This window comes from Pseudonocardia sp. GCM10023141, from assembly GCF_042653605.1.
Window position 1 is genome coordinate 31,767 of the sequence record NZ_JBHSIR010000069.1, and the last position, 22,540, is coordinate 54,306.

Annotated in this window: 23 protein-coding genes; 14 read left to right on the forward strand and 9 right to left on the reverse strand. The window is 73.7% G+C overall.

All coding sequences use genetic code 11. The features are described 5' to 3' along the window. The first annotated feature begins 20 nt into the window (after window positions 1-20). Window positions 21-671 (forward strand): TetR/AcrR family transcriptional regulator, encoded by a 651-nt coding sequence (locus ACFPFQ_RS41040; protein WP_379628674.1) that lies wholly within the window; start codon window positions 21-23, stop codon window positions 669-671. A gap of 20 nt (window positions 672-691) precedes the next feature. Here the strand turns inward: ACFPFQ_RS41040 and ACFPFQ_RS41045 are convergent, their stop codons facing one another. From ACFPFQ_RS41045 to ACFPFQ_RS41055, 3 genes are all read right to left on the reverse strand, one after another. Further along, window positions 692-1,666, reverse strand: coding sequence for an ABC transporter substrate-binding protein (locus ACFPFQ_RS41045; RefSeq protein ID WP_379628675.1), 975 nt, complete (start codon window positions 1,664-1,666; stop codon window positions 692-694). 75 nt (window positions 1,667-1,741) lie between these two features. Beyond that, window positions 1,742-2,332: an FMN reductase gene (locus ACFPFQ_RS41050; protein WP_379628676.1), complete on the reverse strand. Its 591-nt coding sequence runs from the start codon at window positions 2,330-2,332 to the stop codon at window positions 1,742-1,744. Continuing rightward, window positions 2,329-3,417 (reverse strand): LLM class flavin-dependent oxidoreductase, encoded by a 1,089-nt coding sequence (locus ACFPFQ_RS41055; protein ID WP_379628677.1) that lies wholly within the window; start codon window positions 3,415-3,417, stop codon window positions 2,329-2,331. Before ACFPFQ_RS41055 ends, ACFPFQ_RS41050 begins: the two co-directional genes overlap by 4 nt. 100 nt (window positions 3,418-3,517) lie before the next feature. Here ACFPFQ_RS41055 and ACFPFQ_RS41060 point away from each other — a divergent pair, with 100 nt between their 5' ends. Then, a complete protein-coding gene (locus ACFPFQ_RS41060) occupies window positions 3,518-4,486 on the forward strand; it encodes an NAD(P)H-dependent flavin oxidoreductase (protein WP_379628678.1) in 969 nt (322 codons plus the stop codon). Here the strand turns inward: ACFPFQ_RS41060 and ACFPFQ_RS41065 are convergent, their stop codons facing one another. From ACFPFQ_RS41065 to ACFPFQ_RS41075, 3 genes are read right to left on the reverse strand one after another with little or no spacing between them, the layout of a single operon-like run. After that, complete coding sequence (locus ACFPFQ_RS41065; protein ID WP_379628679.1) at window positions 4,487-4,927, reverse strand: hypothetical protein; 441 nt, start codon at window positions 4,925-4,927, stop codon at window positions 4,487-4,489. 12 nt (window positions 4,928-4,939) lie between these two features. Then, window positions 4,940-5,875 (reverse strand): universal stress protein, encoded by a 936-nt coding sequence (locus ACFPFQ_RS41070; RefSeq protein WP_379628680.1) that lies wholly within the window; start codon window positions 5,873-5,875, stop codon window positions 4,940-4,942. Between the two features lie 9 nt (window positions 5,876-5,884). Next, the gene (locus ACFPFQ_RS41075) at window positions 5,885-6,160 is read right to left on the reverse strand and encodes a DUF3040 domain-containing protein (protein WP_379628681.1); all 276 of its coding nucleotides are present in this window, start codon (window positions 6,158-6,160) and stop codon (window positions 5,885-5,887) included. Between the two features lie 71 nt (window positions 6,161-6,231). Between ACFPFQ_RS41075 and ACFPFQ_RS41080 the strand changes: the two genes are divergently transcribed. Further along, the gene (locus tag ACFPFQ_RS41080; protein ID WP_379628682.1) at window positions 6,232-6,663 is read left to right on the forward strand and encodes a MarR family winged helix-turn-helix transcriptional regulator; all 432 of its coding nucleotides are present in this window, start codon (window positions 6,232-6,234) and stop codon (window positions 6,661-6,663) included. A gap of 258 nt (window positions 6,664-6,921) precedes the next feature. Here ACFPFQ_RS41080 and ACFPFQ_RS41085 read toward each other — a convergent pair whose 3' ends face one another. Then, the gene (locus ACFPFQ_RS41085) at window positions 6,922-7,785 is read right to left on the reverse strand and encodes an SURF1 family protein (protein WP_379628683.1); all 864 of its coding nucleotides are present in this window, start codon (window positions 7,783-7,785) and stop codon (window positions 6,922-6,924) included. Window positions 7,786-7,944: 159 nt separating this feature from the next. On the opposite strand from ACFPFQ_RS41085, the gene ACFPFQ_RS41090 reads away from it, so the two are divergent. The 4 genes from ACFPFQ_RS41090 (at window position 7,945) to cobO (ending at window position 13,479) form a co-directional block, all read left to right on the forward strand. Beyond that, a complete protein-coding gene (locus ACFPFQ_RS41090; protein ID WP_379628684.1) occupies window positions 7,945-9,210 on the forward strand; it encodes a right-handed parallel beta-helix repeat-containing protein in 1,266 nt (421 codons plus the stop codon). Window positions 9,211-9,296: 86 nt separating this feature from the next. After that, on the forward strand, window positions 9,297-10,814 hold the full coding sequence (locus tag ACFPFQ_RS41095) for a cobyric acid synthase (RefSeq protein ID WP_379628701.1): 1,518 nt from the start codon (window positions 9,297-9,299) through the stop codon (window positions 10,812-10,814). After that, entirely contained in the window at window positions 10,811-12,781 is a 1,971-nt protein-coding gene (locus ACFPFQ_RS41100; RefSeq protein ID WP_379628685.1) for a putative cobaltochelatase, read from the forward strand. The genes ACFPFQ_RS41095 and ACFPFQ_RS41100 overlap by 4 nt, the downstream gene beginning before the upstream one ends. Before the next feature lie 83 nt (window positions 12,782-12,864). After that, window positions 12,865-13,479, forward strand: a complete 615-nt coding sequence (gene cobO / locus ACFPFQ_RS41105; RefSeq protein ID WP_379628686.1) for a cob(I)yrinic acid a,c-diamide adenosyltransferase — start codon at window positions 12,865-12,867, stop codon at window positions 13,477-13,479. Between the two features lie 18 nt (window positions 13,480-13,497). On the opposite strand, the gene ACFPFQ_RS41110 is transcribed toward cobO, so the two are convergent. After that, window positions 13,498-14,415, reverse strand: a complete 918-nt coding sequence (locus ACFPFQ_RS41110) for a LysR family transcriptional regulator (RefSeq protein ID WP_379628687.1) — start codon at window positions 14,413-14,415, stop codon at window positions 13,498-13,500. Window positions 14,416-14,453: 38 nt separating this feature from the next. On the opposite strand from ACFPFQ_RS41110, the gene ACFPFQ_RS41115 reads away from it, so the two are divergent. The 6 genes from ACFPFQ_RS41115 to ACFPFQ_RS41140 all read left to right on the forward strand — a co-directional run bounded on the left by ACFPFQ_RS41115 (window position 14,454) and on the right by ACFPFQ_RS41140 (window position 21,063). After that, the gene (locus ACFPFQ_RS41115; protein ID WP_379628688.1) at window positions 14,454-15,323 is read left to right on the forward strand and encodes a PhzF family phenazine biosynthesis protein; all 870 of its coding nucleotides are present in this window, start codon (window positions 14,454-14,456) and stop codon (window positions 15,321-15,323) included. Between the two features lie 88 nt (window positions 15,324-15,411). Continuing rightward, window positions 15,412-16,401: an aldo/keto reductase gene (locus ACFPFQ_RS41120; protein WP_379628689.1), complete on the forward strand. Its 990-nt coding sequence runs from the start codon at window positions 15,412-15,414 to the stop codon at window positions 16,399-16,401. 31 nt (window positions 16,402-16,432) lie between these two features. Beyond that, window positions 16,433-17,755 carry a cobyrinate a,c-diamide synthase gene (locus ACFPFQ_RS41125; protein WP_379628702.1) on the forward strand — a complete coding sequence of 441 codons (1,323 nt, stop codon included), beginning with the start codon at window positions 16,433-16,435 and terminating at the stop codon, window positions 17,753-17,755. 40 nt (window positions 17,756-17,795) lie between these two features. Continuing rightward, on the forward strand, window positions 17,796-19,187 hold the full coding sequence (locus ACFPFQ_RS41130; RefSeq protein WP_379628690.1) for a WS/DGAT/MGAT family O-acyltransferase: 1,392 nt from the start codon (window positions 17,796-17,798) through the stop codon (window positions 19,185-19,187). Continuing rightward, window positions 19,184-20,191, forward strand: a complete 1,008-nt coding sequence (locus tag ACFPFQ_RS41135) for a patatin-like phospholipase family protein (RefSeq protein WP_379628691.1) — start codon at window positions 19,184-19,186, stop codon at window positions 20,189-20,191. Before ACFPFQ_RS41130 ends, ACFPFQ_RS41135 begins: the two co-directional genes overlap by 4 nt. After that, window positions 20,188-21,063 carry an alpha/beta fold hydrolase gene (locus ACFPFQ_RS41140; protein WP_379628692.1) on the forward strand — a complete coding sequence of 292 codons (876 nt, stop codon included), beginning with the start codon at window positions 20,188-20,190 and terminating at the stop codon, window positions 21,061-21,063. Before ACFPFQ_RS41135 ends, ACFPFQ_RS41140 begins: the two co-directional genes overlap by 4 nt. A 16-nt stretch (window positions 21,064-21,079) precedes the next feature. Here ACFPFQ_RS41140 and ACFPFQ_RS41145 read toward each other — a convergent pair whose 3' ends face one another. Then, complete coding sequence (locus ACFPFQ_RS41145) at window positions 21,080-21,769, reverse strand: aspartate/glutamate racemase family protein (RefSeq protein WP_379628693.1); 690 nt, start codon at window positions 21,767-21,769, stop codon at window positions 21,080-21,082. 344 nt (window positions 21,770-22,113) lie between these two features. Here ACFPFQ_RS41145 and ACFPFQ_RS41150 point away from each other — a divergent pair, with 344 nt between their 5' ends. After that, window positions 22,114-22,503, forward strand: a complete 390-nt coding sequence (locus tag ACFPFQ_RS41150; protein WP_379628694.1) for a cobalamin biosynthesis protein — start codon at window positions 22,114-22,116, stop codon at window positions 22,501-22,503. Window positions 22,504-22,540 lie beyond the last annotated feature (37 nt).

Here is a 22,540-nt window from a genome sequence, read left to right on the forward strand (position 1 = left end):
GTTGCGGGTACGCTGCCGCCATGGCCATCCGACCAGCCACGCATCGCGCCAGCGGGCTCGCCCGGCGCGAGGCGCTGCTGCGTGCCACCGTCGAGATCGTTGCCGAGAACGGCGTCGGCGGCGCCACGCACCGCGCGATCGCGCAGCGCGCCGGCGTGCCCCTGTCCACCACGAGCTACTTCTTCGCCTCGCTCGACGAAATGGTCACCGAGGCGCTGAGCGGCGTCGTCGCGCGCTCCGTGGAGCGGCTCGGCGAGGTCGTGGCCGAGATCGCGGACGAGCAGCCCAGCCGCGCCGACGCGCTCGAACGGCTCGTCGACGTCCTGCTCGCGCTGTCCGACGTCGAGAACGCGGCGCAGTTCGAGGCCTACCTCGACGCGTCCCGGCGGCCGGACCTGCACGCGGCAGTGCGCGGTGCGGTCACCGCGTTCGAGGAGGTCGCCCGCGCGGCGCTGCTGGCGGCCGGGTCGCCGCGCGCCGACGAGGGTGCGCGGGCGTTCGTGGCGCTCGCCGACGGGTTCGCGCTCAACCGGCTGGCGTGGCAGCGCGGCCCGTCCGACCGTGCGGCGCTGGCGGACGCCATGCGCGCGCTGTTCCGCGGCTACGCGATGGCGGAGAGCGAGCGTGCCGACTGGGACGAGCGGATGGGGCGGCCCGTCGGCTCCGGGTGACGGGGTTCAGGTGGCGGGGTTCAGGTGGCGGCCACGCCGAACGTCGTCGCGATGTCGTCGAGGATCACGCCCGCGCCCTGCAGCCCGACCGCGGTCATCCAGGTGAGGTCGTCCACGTTCTGGATCTTCCCGGTGAGCCTGCTCCACAGCGGGTTGGTCTCGAACGTGGACTGCTGAGCCTTTGAGGCGCCCTTCTCGTCGCCCCAGGTGGCGACGAAGAGGTACTCGGCGTCGAGATCGGTGATCCGCTCCGGGCTGAGGTTGGCGCTGATCTTGCCGGGCTCCACGGCACGGGCGGTGGGGTTGATCGCGAAACCGGCGTCGCTGATCACGCTGCCGGAGAACGACGTGGCCGAGTAGAGCCGCACGGTGGCCTCGTCGGTGAACCGGACGACCGAGATGACCGGGTTGTGGCCCAGCTTGGCGCGCACGGCGTCACCGACGCGCCGGGCGCGCTCCTCGTAGGCCCTGATCTTCTGATCGGCGAGCGCGGGGCGGCCCAGTGCCGTGCCGAGGAGCCGGATGTTGTCCTTCCACGTGGGCCCGGTGGTGGCGCTGAACACCGTGGGCGCGATGCCCTTGAGCTGCGGGTACGCCTGCTCGTGGCGCACCTTCGCCGAGACGATCAGATCCGGGTGCAGCGCCGCGATCTTCTCCAGGCTGGGACTGGTGATGTCGCCGACGGACTGCGCGTCCCGGCCGTAGGTCTCGGCGTCGGCTCCCAGGTAGCTCGGCAGCTTGCCGGTGATGCCGCGGTAGTCGGTGTAGGCCACGACCTGCGCCTCGAGCGCGATCGCGGCGTCGACGTAGCTGGCGTCGAGCGCGGCGATCCGCACCGGCGGCTTCGGGATGGTCACCTGGCCCATGGCATCGGCCAACATGATCGGGAACGCCCCGGCCGCCGCCGGGGCCGGGGTGTTCGCCGGCGTCCCGCACGCCGCGAGTCCCAGCAGGGCTGCGCCCACCGCCAGTGCCCTGATCGCCGATCGCGCCATGCCCGCTCCTTTTGTAGGCTTACCTAAGTAAACGGAGCATAAGCGAACATGTGGAGCGGGCGTGAGGCGGTCGGGTCAGGGGGCGAGCAGCTGCGCGAACGGTGTGACGTCGTCGAGCGCGTCCACGACGACCCGGGGTTCGCGCAGCCGCAGCTGCGCCGCGAGCTCTCCGGCGGCACGCTCGATCCGGGCGGGCAGCCCACTCTCGGTGCCCCAGTCCTCGGTGGCGGCGTACACCGAGGTCGAGACGACGACCCCGCGCAGGTAGGTGAACAGCGGGCGCAGCGCGTGCTCCAGGACGAGCGAATGCCGGGCCGTTCCGCCGGTCGCCCCGATGAGCACCGGGACGCCGGCCAGCGTGCCCTCGTCGAGCACGTCGAAGAACGACTTGAACAGCCCGCTGTAGGAGCCGTTGAGCGTCGGCGTCACGGCGACGAGGCCATCGGCTGCCGCCACGGCGTCGGTCACCTCGCGCAGCCCCGCCGCAGGGAAGCCGGTGACCATCGCGTTGACCAGGTCGTGGCCGATCTCGCGCAGCTCCACGTGCCGGACGTCGAGCCCGGGCAGCGAGTCCTGCGTCGCCGCCGCGAGCCGGTCGGCGAGCAGCCTCGTGGACGACGGCTGCCGCAGGCCCGCCGAGATGACCACGAGGTGCCGCGTGGTCATCGCCCCGCCCCCACGGTGGCCGCCGCCACCAGCGACGCGTGCGTCGGTGCCTCGGGGACGTGCGCGGGACGCAGCGCGTCGAACTCCTTGCGCAGCACCGGGATCACCTCGGAGCCGAGCATGTCGAGCTGCTCGAGCGCGACGTCCAGTGGCAGGCCGAGGCCGTCGACGTTGATCAGCTGGCGCTGGTAGTCGCCGAAGTCCTCGCGGAACTGCAGCGTCCGGTCGATCACCTGCTGCGGGCTGCCGACCACGAGCGGGGTCTCGCGCATCGTCTCCTCCAGCGACGGGCCGCCGCCGTAGATCGGCGACGCCGCGAAGTGCGGCCGGAACTCCCGGATCGCGTCCTGGGAGTTGCGGCGCATGAACACCTGGCCGCCGAGCCCGACGATCGCCTGATCGGCACTGCCGTGCCCGTAGTGCTCGAACCGCCTGCGGTAGAGCCCGATCAGCTTCGCCGTGTGCGACGCGGGCCAGAAGATGTTGTTGGCGAAGAAGCCGTCGCCGTAGTACGCCGCCTGCTCGGCGATCTCGGGGCTGCGGATCGAGCCGTGCCAGACGAACGGCGGCACGCCGTCGAGCGGGCGCGGCGTCGCGGTGAAGCCCTGCAGCGGCGTGCGGTGCTCGCCCTGCCAGTCGACCACGTCCTCGCGCCAGAGCCGGTGCAGCAGCGCGTAGTTCTCGACAGCGAGCTCGATGCCGTCGCGGATGTCCTTGCCGAACCACGGGTAGACGGGGCCGGTGTTGCCGCGGCCCATCATCAGGTCCACGCGGCCGTCGGAGAGGTGCTGCAGGGTCGCGTAGTCCTCGGCGATCTTGACGGGGTCGTTGGTGGTGATCAACGTGGTGGAGGTCGACAGGAGCAGCTTCGTGGTGCGTGCCGCGATGTAGCCGAGGATCGTCGTCGGCGAGGACGGGATGAACGGCGGGTTGTGGTGCTCTCCCATCGCGAAGACGTCCAGGCCCACCTCCTCCGCGCGGGTTGCGAGCGTCACCATGGCCGCGATCCGCTCGTGCTCGGACGGCGTGCGGCCGGTGGTCGGGTCGGTGGCGACGTCCCCGACGGTGAAGATCCCGAACTGCATGGCGTTGCATCTCCTCCGGTACGGCCCAACTTGCTGAGCATTCAACTAAATCGCTCGAGGGCCTATTCCGGTGACCCGGCCCGACGGCGAGGATGGCGCCATGGCACTGACGACGAGCTTCACCGAGCTGATGGCGGTCCGGCACCCGGTTGCGCTGGCGCCCATGGGCGACTGCGCAGGCGGGGCGCTGACGGCCGCGGTCTCCAACGGTGGCGGGCTGGGCCTGATCGGCGGCGGTCGCGGCCGGCGCGAGGTGCTGGAGCGCGAGTGCGCGCTGGTCACCGAGCGCACGGCGCTGCCGTGGGGCGTCGGGCTGCTCACCTGGGCCGTCGACGAGGCGACGGTCGCGTGGGTGCTGGAGCGGCGCCCGGCCGCGCTGGTGCTGTCCTTCGGTGACCCGACGCCGTTCGCCTCGCGGGTCCGGGCCGCGGACGTCACGCTGATCGTGCAGGTCGCCGACCTCGACGGGGCCAAGCAGGCACTCGATGCCGGAGCCGACGTCGTGATCGCGCAGGGGAGCGAGGCCGGCGGTCACACGGGTGGGCCGGGGAGCGCACGGGCCACGCTGCCGTTCGTCCCCGCCGTCGTCGACATCGCCGGTGCGACGCCCGTGCTCGCGGCCGGCGGCATCGCCGACGGCCGGGGCCTGGCCGCCGCGCTCGCGCTGGGTGCCGCGGGGGCGCTGGTCGGCACGCGGTTCCAGGTGACGCCCGAGGCACTCTCCCCGCCCGAGGCGCTCAAGGCGATCATCGACGGCCGCGGCGGCGACACCGGGCGCAGCCGTGTCCTGGACGTGGCCGCCGACGCCGGCTGGCCGGCGCGCTACCCGGCGCGGACGTTGCGCAACGCGTTCTGGGAGCGCTGGGACGGGCGGGAGGACGAGCTCGAGCGCGACGCCGACGCGCGGCGGGCGTTCCGGGACGGCGTCGCGCGCGGGGACCTCGACGTGCTGCCGGTGTGGGCGAGCGAGGCCATCGACCTGATCACCGGCACGGAACCGGCGGCGGAGCTGGTGGGCGTGCTCGTCGCCGAGGCAGAGCGCGCGCTGGACCGGGTGCGCCGCACCTGATCACCCGCGAGCCAGCAGCGCGATCCCGAGCACGGGCAGCAGCACGGCCTTGACGCCCTCCAGCGCGATGTAGGCCAGGTGCAGTCGAGACGGTGGCGATACCGCGCCCGCCAGCAGGGCCCGCGTGCGCCGCGTGAGCCGCGGGCGGAGGATGGCCAGCTGGACGACCAGCAGCACCCAGAGCGCGAGCAGCGTGGTGGTGGCGAGCGTCGGGGTGCCCGGGGGGCCGGCGAGCACGGCGACGGTGAGCGCCGCGGCGAGCACGACCTCGGCGATGTTGAGGGCGCGGAACACGAGCCTGCCGATGCCCAGACCCAGCTCGCGGGTGATGCCGGGCGCCCGGAACTTCAGCGGGGCCTCGAGGAAGGAGATCGCGAGCACCGCGCCCCACCACACGAACGGGGCGGCGGCCTGAACGATCCACGCGGGGTCGGTGTGCACGTCAGAAGCCCATCACGGCCCGGCGCCGTGCCGCGCGGCCGGGGTGGGGCCCGGCGCCGTCCCGTGGCCGTTCTGCACGATCACCACCGGGCAACCGGCCTGCTGCAGGACCGTGCGGCTGACGGACCCGAGCAGCGTCCGGCGCAGGCCCCGCCGTTCGCGGGCTCCGACGACGAGCAGTGCGGCGCCGGCCGACTCCCCGATCACCGCGTGTGCCGGATCGGCGTGCCGGAGCGCGAGGCTGACGGCGACGTCGCCGAACCGGGCCTGCCAGCTCGCGAGCGCCTGCTCGAGGGCGGCCCGCCCCTCGTCGGCCGCGGCGGCCGCGGATCCGGACACGGCCTCGAGATCCGCCGGGAGATCGGGGGTCCACGCGTGGACGGCCACGAGCGGCACCCCGCGCTGGCGGGCCGCGCGGAACGCGAACTCGATCGTCCGCGCTCCGGACGCGCCACGGCCGACGCCGACGACCACCCGCGGGCCCCCGCCGCGTCCGGGCCGCCGGGTGTCTCGACGAATGACCGCGACCGGGCACCGGGCCTGCGTGACCGTGCGGCTCGACACCGACCTCGCCAGTCGGTCGTACAGGCTCGACCGGGCGAAGCCGCCGATCACGAGAAGTTGGGCGTGCTGCGTGGCCTGCAGCAGTGCACGGGTGGGCGGTCCCGAGCTCAGCCGGGTCGACACCGTGATCTCCGACGCGACGTCACGCGCCAGCGACCGGGCGTCTCGCAGCGCGGCCGCGGCCGCCGTCCGGTGTCCCAGCACGCCGTCGACCGGCAGGGCGACACCGTAGGGATCGATGAGCAGCGGCGGTCGCTGCGCGTGCACGAGGTGCAGCGGGCACCGACGGGCAGCGGCCTCGGCGGCGGCCCAGCAGACAGCGTCGTCAGCGGAGCCGGACCCGTCGACGCCGACGACGACGGCCCGCGGATCGGGCGGCGGCACGGTGGCCGCTCAGGACGTCCCGGCACCGGTGTGGTGCCAGGCGAACCAGATCAACGCGGTGATGACCATGATGGCGAGCGCGCCCGTCGCCGATCCGGAGACCAGCGCCAGCGTGCCGAGTACGAATGCCACCGAGACCGCGATCGCGACGCTGAGCCCTCGTCGGCGATGTACCCGGGCCAGCCGGGCGAGGCGAGCCTCGAAGGAACGGGCGAATGCGGGGTCGTCGGCGATCACGTCGTGTTCGACACGGCGCAGTGCCTCTCGCTCGTCGTCGTTCAGCATATTTGTATCGTAACACGATATTAATGGAGTGCCAGGCCCCGCGGCCGTCGCAGCCGTGGTGTCATGGACGGGTGGCGGTACACCAGGGTGACGCGGGGCCGGAGCCGCTCACCAAGCAGGATTTCGAGGCGCTCGCCCGGTTCCGGTTCGGGATCCGGCGCTACCTGCGCTTCAGCGAGGAGACCGTCCGCGAGCACGGCCTCACCCCGCAGCACTACCAGCTGCTGCTGGCACTCAAGGGCTTCCCCGAGCGCGAGTGGGCCACGGTCGGCGAGCTGGCCGAGCGGCTGCAGCTGCGCCACCACAGCGTGGTCGAGCTCGTCACCCGCGCGCAGCGCCAGGGACTGGTGGAGCGCGCCGCGCACGCCGAGGACGCCCGGGTGGTGCGGGTCGTGCTCACCGGGGAGGGCAACCGGATACTCGGCACGCTCAGCGCACTGCATCGCGACGAGCTGCGCCGCATGAACACCACGCTGGTCTTGCCCACGTGGCACGACGACTGAATCGGCGGGTATTCACCGGGCGCTCGCCGGGTACTGGGTGGCGTGCCGTGCGGCAGAGCCGCCGGTTCCTCGCGATTGTGGCGGGTTGCAGCTGGTCCTTGTCCTTGCAGCCGGCTGGGTAGCCACATGGTTCCCTGTGGCGGTAGACCGCCTGGCTGCCGAGCCACAAGGTTCCATGAGGCAGCCCATCCCACCGCCCGGCCCACACCCACAACGCCCCGAGCGCTCGCCCGTCAGCCAGAACGACCCGACATCGGCCTACCGGCCGTAGCGGTCCGACAGGGGAGTCTCGCCCGCGGGCGTGGCGGGGCCGGGTGCAGGCGCCGGCTCGTCGTCGTCGCCTGCCAGCGCGCGGCGCACGTCGGAGCGGGTGGTGGCCCGGCCGCGGCGCTGCAGCAGCTCCAGCCGCACGAAGTAGGCCATGGCGAACAGCGCGATGGCGCCGAACGTGAGCCACTGCAGCGCGTAGGAGAAGTTGGTGAACGGCGCCGCACCGGCCCCCGTCGCGGGCGTGACGGCCAGCGGCCCGAGCACGCCGGGCTGGTCGGCCGCCAGCTGCAGGTAACCGGGCTCCAGCGCCAGCCGGGCGGACGCGGCGAGCGTGCGGGAGTCGGCGGAGTAGAGCTGCCGGTGGCCGTCGGCGGTGAACACCGGACGGTTGTCGGCGTCGAGCTCGTCGACGCGCAGGCGCGCGGTGAGCGTGACCGGCCCGGTGGGTGCGGCGGCGAACGGCGGGATGACGGTGCCGCTGGGAGCGGTGACGTAGCCGCGGTCGACGGTGATCAGCCGCCCGTCGTCGGTGCGGAAGGGCGTGAGCGCCTCGAACGCGGGCTTGCCGTCGATCACCCGCAGCCGCACCAGCGCCTCGGCGTCGGGGAGGTAGGTGCCCGTGACGGTGACCTGGCGCCACTCGATCCCGGGCGTCACGCCGCTGCCGGCGGGGGAGAGGGTGGCCAGCGGAACCGGCGCTGTGGCGTAGGAGACGTCGATGGCGTGCTGCTGGGCGTCGCGCTCGGCCTCGCGGCCGAACTGCCACGGCGCGAGCAGCGTGTAGCAGGCGATCGCGAACGCCACGACAACGGCGACGAACACCAGCCAGCCCGGGCGCAACAGGAACCGCACGCACCCACGGTAGGCGCATCCGTCCAGTAGCGGCGCAGGTGGGCGTCCGCAACCGGGTGTCACCCGTCCCGGTGGCATTCCCTCACAGCGGGTCGCTGCTGCGCGACGGTGAGTCGTCATGATCGCGGGGCGGGTGCAGCGGATCCCGGAGGTGAGGGGATGTCGGGAGCCTCCGGCTCCGGATCGCGACGGGCGTTCCTGCGCCGCGGCGCGCTCGTGACCTGCGCGGTACTGGCACTCGGCGCCGCCGGAGCACTTCCGGCAGCCGCGGCGACGGCCGCTCCCGCACCCATCGTCGCCGGTGCGCCCGGCCCTGGCTGCCCGGCTCCCGCCTACCCGACGGTGATCGCCGCCGTCGCCGCCGCACCGTCGGGCGCGACGATCAACGTCTGCGCCGGGACCTACCCCGGCACCGTCGAGGTGACGCGGCCGATCACGCTGAGGGGGGCCATGGCGGGCCGCGACGCGCGTGCCGGTCGCACGGCCGCCGCCGCCGAATCCGTCATCGACGCTGGTGGCGGGCCTGGTGTGCGGATCGCCGCTGGGGTCTCGGGTGTCACGGTGGACGGCTTCACGATCCGGGATGCGGGCACCGACGCGGTCGCCGCGGCCGGCGTCGACGCCTCCGGCGGTGGAAGTGGCTTCACGATCGCCGACAACATCATCACCGACACCTCCAACGGGGTGGCGCTGAGCTCCGACGGCGCCGTCCCGAGCCGCATCAGCCACAACCGGTTCGTCGCGAACAACCGCACTGGCGGTGCCGGGGGCGCCGGCGTGCTCGTGTGCTGCGGCCCCGGCAACGACCTGCTGATCATCGAGAACAGTTTCCGCGGCCACACCTCGGCCGCGGTGAACACGGCGGGTGATCCCGCCCGACCCTCGTCGAAGCTGCGCATCGACCTCAACTCCAGCATCGACGACTCGACGTTCGCGGTGGTCATGAACGCCGACGCGCCGACGATCAACCGCAACACCGTGCGGCGCGGCCCGCCCGGCGCTTCACCTCCGGTCGTGGGCAACGCGATCTTCCTCGCGGGGAACACGATCGGGGCCGAGGCCACGATGAACACGATCGAGGGCGGCGCGTCGGCCGGGATCCGCATCAGCAACGAGTTCGGCCCCGGCAACACCGGTTTCGTCGTCTCCGGCAACACCGTCACCGCCCGGCAGAACGGCATCCGGCTCACCGGCCAGGTCTCGGGCACCGTCACCGACAACACGGTGAGCGCCAGCACCGCGGTCGGGATCCTGCTCGACGCCGACAACAACGGCGTGCTGGTCAGCCACAGCCTCGTCGGGCTCAGCGGGGTGCTGGACTGCAAGGACCTCAGTGCCGGCACCGCGACGGCAGGCACGGCCAACACCTGGACGGCCAACATCGCGACCGGCGGTGCCCCGGCGGGCATCTGCGCCCCCGCCTGACCGTCGAGAACGACGTTGTCGTGATCAACAGGCCCTTCTGATCATGGCAACGTCGTTCTCGACGTACGGTGGCGCGCGTGGGTGAGCTGCGGGGCGCGCTGCTGGTGGCGGGTACGACGTCCGACGCCGGGAAGAGCGCGCTGGTGGCGGGGCTCTGCCGGTGGCTCGCCCGCCGGGGGGTGTCGGTGGCGCCGTTCAAGGCGCAGAACATGTCCAACAACTCGGTCGTGACGGCCGACGGCGGCGAGATCGGGCGGGCGCAGGCGATGCAGGCGCACGCGTGCGGGCTCGCACCCAGCGTCGCGTTCAACCCGGTGCTGCTCAAACCGGGCAGCGACCGCAGCTCGCAGGTGGTGGTGCTCGGCCGCGTCGACGGCACGGTGAGCGCGCGCTCCTACTACGAGCGCAAGTCCGCACTGCTCGACGTCGTCAGCGACACGCTCGCCGACCTGCGCAAGCGCTACGACGTCGTGGTCTGCGAGGGCGCCGGCTCGCCAGCGGAGATCAACCTGCGCCGCTCCGACATCGCGAACATGGGGCTGGCGCAGGCCGCCGACCTGCCGGTGATCGTGGTCGGCGACATCGACCGGGGTGGCGTGCTGGCCCACCTGTTCGGCACCGTCGCGGTGCTCGACGCGGCCGACCAGGCCCGCATCGCCGGATTCGTGATCAACAAGTTCCGGGGCGATCCCGGTCTGCTCGCGCCGGGGCTCGACCAGCTCCGCGCCCTCACCGGCCGTCCGACGTTCGGGGTCGTGCCGTGGGCCGACGGGCTGTGGCTCGACGCCGAGGACTCGCTCGGAGCCGTCGCCGACGGCGTGCTCGGGCGCCCCGCCCCGCCGCAGGGCTCGCAGTGGCTGCGCGTGGCCGTGATCCGGCTGCCGCGGATCTCCAACGCCACCGACGCCGAGGCGCTGGCCTGCGAACCCGGGGTCGCCGTCCGCTACGCGACCGAGCCGTCGCGGCTGCACGACGTGGACCTGGTGGTGCTGCCGGGGTCCAAGTCGACGGTCGACGACCTGGCGTGGCTGCGCCGCACCGGGCTAGCGGCCGCAGTCGTCGAGCACGCGAAGGCAGGCAGGCCCGTGCTCGGCATCTGCGGCGGCTACCAGATGCTGGGGTGCCGGATCGCCGACCCGCACGGTGTGGAGGGCGGCAGCGCCGACGGGCTGGGCCTGCTGGATCTCGAGGTCGAGTTCGACGCCGAGAAGCACCTCGGCAACCCGAACGGCGTCGCCTGGGGCCACGCCGTGAGCGGCTACGAGATCCACCACGGCCGCGTCACGCGCAGCGGCGACCCCGGCCTGATCGGGTCCGAGGGCTCCGTCGCCGGGGCCGTCGTGGGGACGCACTGGCACGGCCTGCTCGAGAACGACGCGTTCCGCCGGGAGCTGCTGGCCCGTGTCGCGCAGCAGGCCGGGCGAACGGGCTTCGTCGCCGCACCGGACACGTCGTTCGCCGCGGAACGGACCGCGCAGCTCGACCTGCTCGGTGACCTCGTCGAACAGCACCTCGACACCACCTCACTTGAACATGTCATCAATCACGGTGCGGCCGCGGATCTCCCGATCGTGACCTCCGGTCTGGCAGGCTCGCCCCGATGAGCACTCCCGGTTTCCCCTTCTCCGCCGTCGTCGGCCACGACGACCTGCGGCTCGCCCTGCTGCTCAACGCCGTGCACCCGGGCGTCGGCGGCGTGCTGGTGCGCGGGGAGAAGGGCACCGCCAAGTCGACGGCCGTGCGCGCGCTCGCAGCGTTGCTGCCCGCGCTGGCGGTGGTGCCCGGCTGTCGCTTCGGCTGCGATCCCGGCGAGCCCGACCCCGACTGCCCGGACGGCCCGCACGGCGGGGCGGCGCGCGAGACCCGCCCGGCGCGGCTCGTCGAGCTGCCCGTCGGTGCCACCGAGGACCGGCTCGTCGGCTCGCTGGACCTGGAGCGTGCCCTGTCCGAGGGCGTGCGGGCCTACCAGCCCGGGCTGCTCGCCGACGCGCACCGCGGCGTGCTCTACGTCGACGAGGTCAACCTGCTGCACGACCACCTCGTCGACCTGCTGCTCGACGCCGCCGCCATGGGCCGCGCCCACGTCGAGCGCGACGGCGTGTCGGTCTCGCACGCCGCGCGGTTCCTGCTGGTCGGCACGATGAACCCGGAGGAGGGCGAGCTGCGCCCGCAGCTGCTCGACCGCTTCGGGCTCGCCGTCGAGGTGCGGGCCGCGCGCGACGTCGACACCCGGGTCGAGGTGGTGCGGCGCCGGCTGGCGTTCGAGGCCGACCCGGCCGGGTTCGCGGCGAAGTGGCACGCCGCCGACGCCGACACCGCCGAGCGGATCGTCGCCGCCCAGGCGCGTGTCGCCGCGGTGGTGCTGCCCGACGCCGAGCTGCGGCGGATCGCCTCGGTGTGCGCCGCGTTCGACGTCGACGGGATGCGCGCCGACCTCGTGATCGCGCGTGCCGCCGTCGCGCATGCCGCGTGGCGTGGCGCCGACGCCGTTGCCGAGGAGGACGTGCGGGTGGCCGCGCGGCTCGCGTTGCCGCACCGCCGTCGCCGTGACCCGTTCGACGAGCCGGGCGTGGACGACCAGGCACTCGATGACGCGCTGCGCGACGCAGCCGACCCCGAGGACCCGCCGGAGCCGCCCGATGGCGGGGGCGACGGGGATGGCGGCGGGGCGCCGCCGCCCGATGCGGGTCCCCAGGACAGCGCGGGTCGACCCCGCCCGTCCGGCGACGGCCCGTCGCAGACCGCGCCGCCGCCCGGTACGCCGTTCAAGGCTCGACTGCTGCAGGTACCGGGGCTGGGCGAAGGTGCGCCGGGCAAGCGGTCGCGGGCGCGCACCGACACCGGGCGGGTGGTGCGGGCGTCGGACGCCGCCCCCCGCCGCGCGTCGGACGTGCACCTGCCGGCCTCGATCGTTGCGGCCGCCCCGCACCAGCTCGCCCGGGGCCGTGACGGCCGCCTGCTGCTGCGCCACGACGACCTGCGCGCCGCGGTGCGCGAGGGCCGCGAGGGCAACCTCGTGCTCTTCGCCGTCGACGCGTCGGGGTCGATGGCGGCGCGGTCGCGGATGGCGGCCGTGACCGGCGCGGTGCTGTCGTTGCTGCGCGACGCCTACGAGCGGCGCGACAAGGTCGGGCTCGTCTCGTTCCGGGCGGCCGGGGCGGAGCTGCTGCTGCCGCCGACCTCCAGCGTGCCGGCGGCACAGGCGCGGCTGACCGGGCTGCGCACCGGCGGTCGCACCCCGCTCGCCGACGGGCTGCTGCGGGCGCGCAGGGTGCTGGCCGTCGAACGGCTGCGCGACCCGCGCCGGCGCGCGCTGCTGGTGCTGCTCACCGACGGGCGGGCCACGGTGGCCGCGCGCCCGGGCAATGACCCGGTGCGCGACGCATGCCGCGCGGCCGAGCTGCTGGCCGCCGACGGGGTGGCCACGGTGGTGGTCGACTGCGAACGCGGGCCGGTGCGGCTGGGGCTGGCCGGGCAGGTCGCTATCGCGGCGGGCGGGATGCTGGTGGGGGTCGGGGAGCTGTCGGCCGACCACATCGCCGGGGTGGTGCACGCGGTGCGCGCGGCGTAGTTCGGGATTGCAGGAAAGCCACTTTCCTGCCATGACGTTGCGGGAAAGTGGCTTTCCTGCAACCGGGGGCGAGGAGAACAACCATGCCGCAGGGTCAGGTCACCAGCGTTCCGGACGACGGGCTCACCACCCGCCAGCGCCGCAACCGCCCGCTGCTCGTCGTGCACACCGGCGAGATGAAGGGCAAGTCGACGGCCGCGTTCGGGCTCGCCCTGCGCGGCTGGAGCCAGGGCTGGTCGATCGGGGTGTTCCAGTTCGTGAAGTCGGCGCGCTGGAAGGTCGGCGAGGAGACGGCGTTCCGCGCGCTCGGGCAGGTGCACGCCGACACCGGTGAGGGCGGCCCCGTCGAGTGGCACAAGATGGGGGAGGGCTGGTCCTGGAGCCGCAAGGCCGGTTCCGACGAGGACCACGCCGCGGCCGCCGCCGAGGGCTGGGCGGAGATCCGCCGCCGGATCGAGGCGCAGACCCACGACGTCTACGTGCTCGACGAGTTCACCTACCCGATGAAGTGGGGCTGGGTGGACGTCCACGAGGTGGTCGAGGTGCTCGCGGCCCGCGAAGGGCGCCAGCACGTGATCATCACCGGGCGCGACGCCGCACCGGAGCTGATCGAGGCCGCCGATCTCGTGATGCAGACGACGAAGATCAAGCACCCGATGGACGCCGGGCAGAAGGGTCAGCGCGGCATCGAGTGGTGATCTGCGGCAGCCACGGCGTCACCACAGGTTGTGCAGCCGGTCCAGCACGAGCTCCGTCGCGGGACCGCGCAACCGTCCGGGATGGGTGGCGAGCAGGACGCCGCAGGGGGTCAGCGCCGGCCCGGGCACCACTTCCAGCGCGCCCGCCCGCACCTCGGCCCCGACGGTGACGGCGGGTAGCACCGTCCAGCCCAGCCCGGCCGCCACGCAGTGCTTGACGGTCTCGATGCTGCCGAACCGGGTGCGGCGGGCCGCGGGCTGACCCGCCGCCAGCAGCTGCCTGGCCACGTCGTCGCTGTAGCTGCAGCCGTCCTCTAGCAGCAGCGTGTCGTGCCCGGCCAGGTCGGCCCAGGCGAGCTCCCGGGCGGGCAGCAGGGTCGGCGCTGCGAGCAGGAGCAGCTCCTCGGCCCCGATCGGCTCGAGCACCACGTCGGCGGCGGTGAGCGCGGGCTCCAGTACGAGCGCGATGTCGACGGAGCCGCGCCGCACGGCGTCGAGCGCGGCGGCGGTGCCGCCGGGCCCCAGCGACAGCCGCACCTCGGGCAGCTCGGCGCGCAGGCCCGCGACGAACGCGGCGAGGCGGTAGGCGCACAGCGACTCCGGCGCCAGCAGGCGCACCGGTCCGGCGACGGGTCCGGGCCCGGCCGGGACGTCGGCGAGCATGCGCGCCTGCAGGTCGAGCAGCTGCTCGGCGTAGGGCAGCAGGCGCAGGCCGGCCTCGGTGGGGACGGCGCCCGCGGGCAGCCGGTCGAGCAGCCGGGCGCCCAGCTGCCGTTCGAGCGTGTGGACGTGGCCCGTCACCGTCGACTGGACGTAGCCCAGCTCGCGGGCGGCCGCGGTGAAGCTGCGGCTGCCGACGACCGCGGTGAACGTGCGGAGCAGTTCGGAGTCCATGGCGGCCCATTCCGATTTGCGATGGATGGTATCGGGATCCATCGTTGGACATGATGGGGTGGCGGCGCAACCATGGGCTCATGACCGAAACCGCCACGTCCGTGCTCCGCTACGCAGCGTTCACCGACAAGGGTGCGGGCGGCAACCCCGCCGGTGTCGTCCTCGACGCAGCCGGACTCGACGATGCGGAGCGGCTCGCCGTCGCGGCCGAGATCGGCTACTCCGAGACCGCCTTCGTCGAGGTGACGGGTGAGGGCTACCGCGTGCGGTACTTCAGCCCGCAGGCCGAGGTGGCGTTCTGCGGGCACGCCACGATCGCGACGGCCGTGGCACTCGCGGAGCGTGACGGGGCCGGCCGCCGCCGGTTCGACACGCTCGCCGGCCCCGTCGTCGTGGAGACCGCCGCCGGACCCGACGGCGTGACGGCCACGCTGACCAGCCCGCCCACCCGCACCCGTGCCGCGGACCCGGCCGAGCTCGACGCCGCACTGGCCGCGCTGCGCTGGGAGGCGGCCGATCTCGACCCGCGCTACCCCGCCCACGTCGCGTTCGCGGGCAACGACCACCTCGTGCTCGCCGTGCGCGAGCGGGCGCTGCTGGCCGCGCTCGACTACGACTACCCGGCGCTCGCGGCGCTGATGGCCGAGCGGAACTGGGTCACCGTGCACCTGGTCTGGGCGGAGAGCTCCACCACGTTCCACGCCCGCGACCCGTTCCCGCCCGGTGGCGTGGTGGAGGACCCGGCGACGGGTGCGGCGGCGGCGGCCTTCGGCGGCTACCTGCGGGCGCTGGGGCTGGTGGAGCTGCCCGCGACCGTCACGATCCTGCAGGGTGTCGACATGGGCCGGCCCAGCCGCCTGCTCGTCGACATCACGGCGGACTCCGACCAGATCCAGGTAACCGGCACCGCCACCGCCCTCCCGCAACCGTCGAGAACGACGTTGTCATGATCAAAAGGGCCTGTCGATCATGGCAACGTCGTTCTCGACGGGGTTAGGGGCGTGGTCGCGGGCCTGGTGGGTCAGTAGGGTCGCTGGCGTGGAGTACACGCGGCTGGGTGCAACCGGGTTGCAGGTCTCGCGGATCTGCCTGGGCATGATGAGCTACGGCACGCCGCTGTGGCGGGAGTGGGTGCTCGACCTCGACGCCTCCCGGCCGCTGGTGCGCGCCGCCGTCGACGCCGGCATCACCTTCTTCGACACCGCCGACATGTACTCACTCGGCGCCAGCGAGGAGGTCACCGGCACGCTGCTGCGCGAGCTCTTCACCGACCGCGACGACTACGTGCTGGCCACCAAGGTCTTCATGCCCATGGGCGACGGGCCCAACGACCGCGGGCTCTCGCGCAAGCACATCATGGCGAGCATCGACAAGTCGCTCGCGCGGCTGGGCACCGACCACGTGGACCTCTACCAGATCCACCGCTGGGATCCCGAGACGCCGATCGAGGAGACGATGGAGGCGCTGCACGACGTCGTGCGCGCCGGCAAGGCCCGCTACATCGGCGCGTCGAGCATGTACGCATGGCAGTTCGCGAAGGCCCAGCACAGCGCCGACCTGGGCGGCTGGACGCGGTTCGTCGCGATGCAGGACCACTACAACCTGATCTACCGCGAGGAGGAGCGCGAGATGCACGCGCTCTGCGCCGACCAGGGCATCGGCGTCATCCCCTACAGCCCGCTCGCGCGCGGCGTGCTGGCCGGCAACCGCACCCGCGACGCCAAGGTCACCACGCGCGCCAACAGCGACGGCATCGCCGACCGCATGTACGCCACCCCCGAATCGGCGGCGGCCGACTTCGCCGTCGTCGACGCCGTGCGTGACGTGGCCGAGTCCCGCGGCCTGCCGCCCGCACAGGTGGCGCTGGCGTGGATGCTCGACAAGGACGTGATCACCGCCCCGGTCGTCGGTGCCACGAAGCCCGGTCACATCGAGGACGCCGTGGCCGCCGTCGACGTCGTGCTCACCGACGACGAGATCGCCGCGCTGGAGAAGCCGTACGTCCCGCACCCGGTGCTGGGCCACTGAACGTGGCGGACCACTGAAGCCGGCCCGGGCGCTGGTCGTCGCCGCTCCGGCGTCGGGCAGCGGCAAGACCACCGTCGCCACCGGCCTGATGGCCGCGCTGCGCCGCCGGGGCACCGCGGTGGCGCCGTTCAAGGTCGGCCCCGACTACGTCGACCCCGGCTACCACACCCTCGCGGCCGGTCGGCCCGGCCGTAACCTCGACCCCGTCATGGTGGGCGCCGACCGCATCGCGCCGCTGGCCCGCCACGGCGCCGCCGGCGCCGAGGTGGCCGTCGTCGAGGGCGTCATGGGCCTGTTCGACGGCAGGGTCGCCGACGGCTACGGCTCGACCGCGCAGGTCGCGACGCTGCTGGGCGCACCGGTCGTGCTGGTGGTGGACTGTCGCGGGCAGTCGCGCAGCCTGGCCGCGCTGCTGCACGGGTTCCGTTCGTTCGACCCGACGGTGCGCATCGCAGGCGTCGTGCTCAACAAGGTCGGCAGCGAGCGGCACGAGTCGGTGCTGCGTGCGGCCGCCGCCGAGGTCGGGCTCGACGTGCTCGGCGCGCTCCCGCGCCGCGACGCGCTGGCCGTGCCGTCGCGCCATCTCGGGCTCATCACCGCCGCCGAGCACGGGGCGGCGGCGGTCGCCGCGGTCGACGCCATGGCCGAGCTCGTCACCGCCCACGTCGACCTCGACGCGGTGGTGGCGCTGGCCGAGCCGCTCCCGGCCGGTCCGGCCTGGACGCCGGACGTCGAGCCGGTGCCCGGACGGCCGGTGGTCGCGATGTTCGGCGGGCCGGCGTTCACGTTCGGCTACGCCGAGCACGCCGAGGTGCTGGCCGCGGCCGGTGCCGAGGTGGTCACCGTCGATCCGCTGCTCGAGGAGCGCCTCCCCGAAGGGACGGCTGCGCTGGTGCTGCCCGGCGGGTTCCCCGAGGAACACGTGGGCGCGCTCGGGGCCAACGCGCCGCTGCGGGCGGCCGTCCGCGTGCTGGGGGCGTCCGGGGCGCCGGTGCACGCCGAGTGCGGTGGCCTGCTCTACCTGTGCGAACAGCTCGACGGCGCGCCGATGTGCGGGGTGCTGCCCGCGAGCGCGGCCATGACCGGGCGGCTCACGCTCGGCTACCGCGACGCCGTCGCGCTCACGGACTCAGCGCTGTTCCCTGCGGGCTCCCGGGTGTCGGGCCACGAGTTCCACCGCTGCGCCGTCACCCCGCGTTCCGGCAGCTCAGCGGCCTGGGCCTGGCGGGGTGGGGAACCGGAGGGTTTCGTGGCGGGCGGAGTCCACGCGTCGTTCCTGCACACCCATCCGGCAGCGGATCCGCAGGCCATCGCCCGTTTCGTGGCCCGATCCCCCCACGCGCCGCCGAGCTGAGCTACCGTCGAGTAGGTATTACTCGACGCGGAGGTTGCCCATGCCTGACCGGCTGTCGCCGCTCGACTCGTCGTTCCTCTTCATGGAGGAGCTGACCACGGCCATGCACGTGGGCGGCGTCATGACGTTCGACCCTCCCGAGCAGGGCTTCGACGCCGACGGCTTCGTCACGCTGATCGGGGAGCGGCTCGCCGCGGTGCCCCGCTACCGGCAGAAGGTCCGCGAGGTGCCGGCCCGCATGGGCCTGCCGGTCTGGGTCGACGACCCGGACTTCGACCTCGCCTACCACGTGCGGCGCTCGGCGCTGCCCGCCCCGGGCGGCCCCGAGCAGCTGCGCGAGCTGGTGGGCAGGCTGCAGAGCCGCCAGCTCGACCGCTCCCGGCCGCTGTGGGAGATCTACCTGGTGGAGGGCCTCGCCGACGGCAGGGTCGCGATCGTCACGAAGACCCACCATGCCATGGTCGACGGCCTGAGCTCGATCGACATCGGCGCCGTGCTGCTCGACGTCACCCCGGAGCCGCGCAGCTCACCGCCCGACACCTGGGCCCCGGCGCCCGAGCCGTCGCCGCTGGAGCTGCTGGGCACTGCCGTCGCTGAACAGCTGCGCCGCCCCCGATCGGTGCTCGACACCGTCCGCACCACCGTCACCGACCTGCGCACCGCGGTGCAGACCGGCGGCGCGATGCTGTCGGCTGCCCGCGTCGCGTCCCGATCGGCCCCGGTCCACCCGCTCAACGCCGCGATCGGGCAGCACCGCCGCTTCGGCACGTCGGCGGGCGACCTCGACGACTACAAGACCATCCGCAAGGAGCACGGCGGCACGGTCAACGACGTGGTGCTCGCGGTGGTCGCGGGCGGTCTGCGGCGCTGGCTGTCGGACCGGGGCGAGCCGGTGCTCGCCGCGAGCACCGTGCGGGCGATGGTGCCGGTGAGCGTCCGGGCGCCCGGCAGCGACGGCGAGCTCGGCAACCGGGTATCGGCCTACTTCGTCGACCTCCCGGTGGGGGAGCCCGACGCCGTCACACGGCTGAAGTCGATCACCGCGGCGATGGCTGTGCACAAGCAGAGCGGCCAGGCGATCGGCGCGAGCGCACTGATGGACCTGGTCGGCCTCACCCCACCGACGCTGCACAGCCTCGGCGCGCGGCTGTCGAGCTCGCTGTCGGCGCGCGTGTTCAACGTGATCGTCACCAACGTGCCGGGCCCGCAGTTCCCGCTGTTCGCGATGGGTGCGCGGATGATCGACATGTTCCCGGTGGTGCCGCTCGCGAAGGGCCAGGCCGTGTCGATCGGGATCACGTCGTACAACGGCGGTGTCTTCTACGGGCTCAACGCCGACCGCGATGCGATGGATGACGTGGACCTGCTCGCGGCCTCGATCGGGGAGTCACTCGCGGAGCTGGTCCAGACGACGTCGAGGGAGACGACATGAAGCGCGTGGGGCTGGTACTCGGCGCCGGGGGCATCCTCGGCGGCGCCTGGATGGCAGGCGCGCTGTCGGCACTGGAGACGCGGCTGGCGCGGCCGCTGGGTGATCTAGACCTCGTGATCGGCACCAGTGCGGGCAGCGTGTTCGGCGCCGCGCTGCGCTGCGGCATGACCGTCGACGAGCTGCTCGCCCACCAGCGGGGCGTGCCACCGGCCGAGATCGCGCCGGAGTTCGACGGCAGGGACCTGCCCGACATGCGCACGATCGAGCGCGAGTCCGGCGACGGCCTGCCGCCGCTCCCGCTGCCGTGGATCGGCTCGCCGCGGCTGGTGGCCAACGCCGTCGTGCACCCGGGCACGATCAACCCGATGGTCGCGGCGTCCGGGCTGCTGCCCGCCGGGCGCGGCCGGATGAGCTCCCTGATCCGCATGGTCGCCGCCCTGCAGGAACGGTTGGGCGTCACCCCGGACGGCTGGGTGCCCGGCTCACCGCTGTGGGTGGTGGCCGTCGACTACGACTCCGGCAAGCGCACGGTCTTCGGCCGCACGGGTGGCCCGCCGTCCTCGGTGGGGGAGGCGGTGCTCGCGTCCTGCTCGATCCCGGGCTGGTTCACCCCGCAGGTCATCGGCGGGCGGCGCTACATCGACGGCGGCATCGCGTCCAGCACGTCGCTGGGGCTGCTGGCGCGGCCCGGCGCACCGCAGTTCGACGAGGTGTACGTGCTCGCGCCGCTGGCCAGCCACGCCTACGACCATCCGCGCGATCCGATCTCGGGCGTCGAGCGCGGGGTGCGGCTGCTGCTCACCCGGTGGCTCGACGCCGAGGTCAGGGCCGTGCGGGCCACGGGCACGCAGGTCACGGTGCTGACGCCGGGTCCGGCCGACCTCTACGCGATGGGCGGCAACCTGATGAACCCGCGCCGGCGCTCGCGGGTGCTGGAGACGGCGCTCGCCACGTCCACCGATGCGCTGGACGAGGCCGTCGACGAGGGACGCGCCGCGGCATGACCGAACCCACCACCGCGACGGCCCGCAACGGCGACATCACGCTGGCCTACGAACGGTACGGCCCGTCCGACGGCGAGCCGCTGCTGATGATCATGGGCCTCGGCATGCAGATGTACTACTGGCGCGACGAGTTCCTGGATGCGTTCGTGCGCGCCGGGTTCAGCCCGGCCCGGTTCGACAATCGCGACGCAGGCGCGTCCACGCACCTGACCCGTCGCGGTGCGCCGCCGCTGCCCGCCCTGCTCGCCGCGCCGCAGCTCGTGGCGTCCTACCGGATCTCCGACATGGCGGGCGATGCGGTCGCCGTGATGGACGCGCTGGGCTGGGGGTCGGCACACGTGTTCGGCGCGTCGCTGGGCGGGATGATCGCGCAGGCGGTCGCGATCGAGCACCCGCGTCGGGTGCGGTCGCTGACGTCGGTGATGTCCACACCGTCGCCGCGGATCGGGCGCCCGACGGTCCGGGCGGCGCTCGCGCTGGCCGCCCGCCCGGCCCGCACGGCCGACGAGGCTGCCGAGCGGATCGTCCGCACCATGCACGTGATCGGCTCGCCGGGCTACCCGCAGGACGACGACTGGCTGCGCGCCTACGCCCGGCGCGCGTTCGCGCGTGCCCAGGACGCCACCGGCACCCGCCGCCAGCTGGCCGCGGTCGGTGCGTCACCGAGCCGGGTGGCGGCGCTCGGCGGGGTACGGGCGCCGACGCTGGTGGTGCACGGCGCCGCCGACCCGCTGATCCCGGTGGCGGCCGGGCGGGCCACCGCCGCTGCGGTGCCCGGGGCCAGGCTGCGGACCTACTCCGGGATGGGCCACCACCTGCCCCGTGAGCTGTGGTCGTCGGTGATCACGGAGGTCTCCGCGCTGGTGGGCTGAGTGGGCCCGCTCGCTGTCAGCCGAGCGCCCGCGCCACGGCGGCCTCGACGTGCAGCCGGGTGGTCGGGAACACCGGCACGGCGCTGTCGGCCTGCGTGATCAGCAGCTCGATCTCGGTGCAGCCCAGCACCACGCCCTCGACCCCGGCCGCCACCAACCTGCCGATCACGTCGCGGTAGGCGGCGCGCGACGAGTCCAGCACGATGCCGCGGCACAGCTCGTCGTAGATGACGCGGTGGACGAGGGCCCGGTCGTCGGTGTCGGGCACGACGACATCGATGCCGTGCGCCGCCATCCGGTCGCGGTAGAACGGCATCTCCATGGTGAAACCGGTGGCCAGCAGCCCCACGCGCCGGTGACCGGCGGCGAGCACCGCGGCCGCGGTGACGTCGATGATGTGCAGCAGCGGGATGTCGACGGCGGCCGCGACCGCGTCCGCCACGATGTGCATGGTGTTGGTGCACAGCAACACCATGTCGGCGCCGCCGTCCTGCAGCGAGCGCGCCTCGGCGGCGAGCAGGACGCCGGTCCGGTCCCAGTCGCCGTCGCGCTGCAGCTCCTCGATGTCGGCGAAGTCCACCGACGTCATGAGCAGCCGCGCCGAGTGCAGGCCGCCGAGCTCGCGCGCCACCGCCTCGTTGGCGAGCCGGTAGTACTCGGCGCTGGACTCCCAGCTCATGCCGCCGATGAGGCCGATGGTCTGCACATGACCCAGTGTGCCGATCCTCGCGACGTCGCTGTGGTGCGGCTCGCGCGGATCACAGCGCCGGTGGTCGAGTGCTCATCGGCTCATGATCCAACCGGAACCTGTGGGCGGTGGTCACTCACCCGGCGCGCCACGCTCTCGGGTTGCAGGAAGGCCACCTTGCCGCAAGATTCTTGCGGCAAGGCCACCTTCCTGCGCCGGGGCCGGCGCGGGGCCGATGGGTGCGGTCACCGAGAGGTCCCCGCTGGCCCGCCACCCTCGCGCGGCGATGGCAGGAAAGCCACTTTCCCGCCATGACGTTGCGGGAAAGTGGCTTTCCTGCAACCCGGCGTAGCGTCCCGCCCGTGCACAGGGGCGGAATGGTGGTGGGGATCGGCGCTCGTCGCGGCATCTCGACCGCCGAGGTCACGGCCGCGCTCACCCTGCTCACCACCGCCCACGGCATCGACGCCGCCGACGTCCGCGCCTACGCCAGCGTCGACGGCAAGGCCCACGAGCCGGGCATCCTCGCCGCCATCGCGCCTGCCGAGCTGTGGACGTACCCGGCCGCCGTGCTCGCGCGGGTCACGGTGCCCCATCCGGACGCGCGGGTGCAGGCTGCGACCGGCACCCCCAGCGTCGCCGAGGCGGCCGCCCTGCACGCCGCCGCCGAGCTGGCGGGCGGGGGGCCGGTGCGGCTGGTCGTCGCCAAGATCGTGGTCGGGCGGGTGACGGTCGCCGTCGCGAGCGGGTGAGCTGGGTCGCGACGCCCGGGTGGAGGGCCGCCCGCGG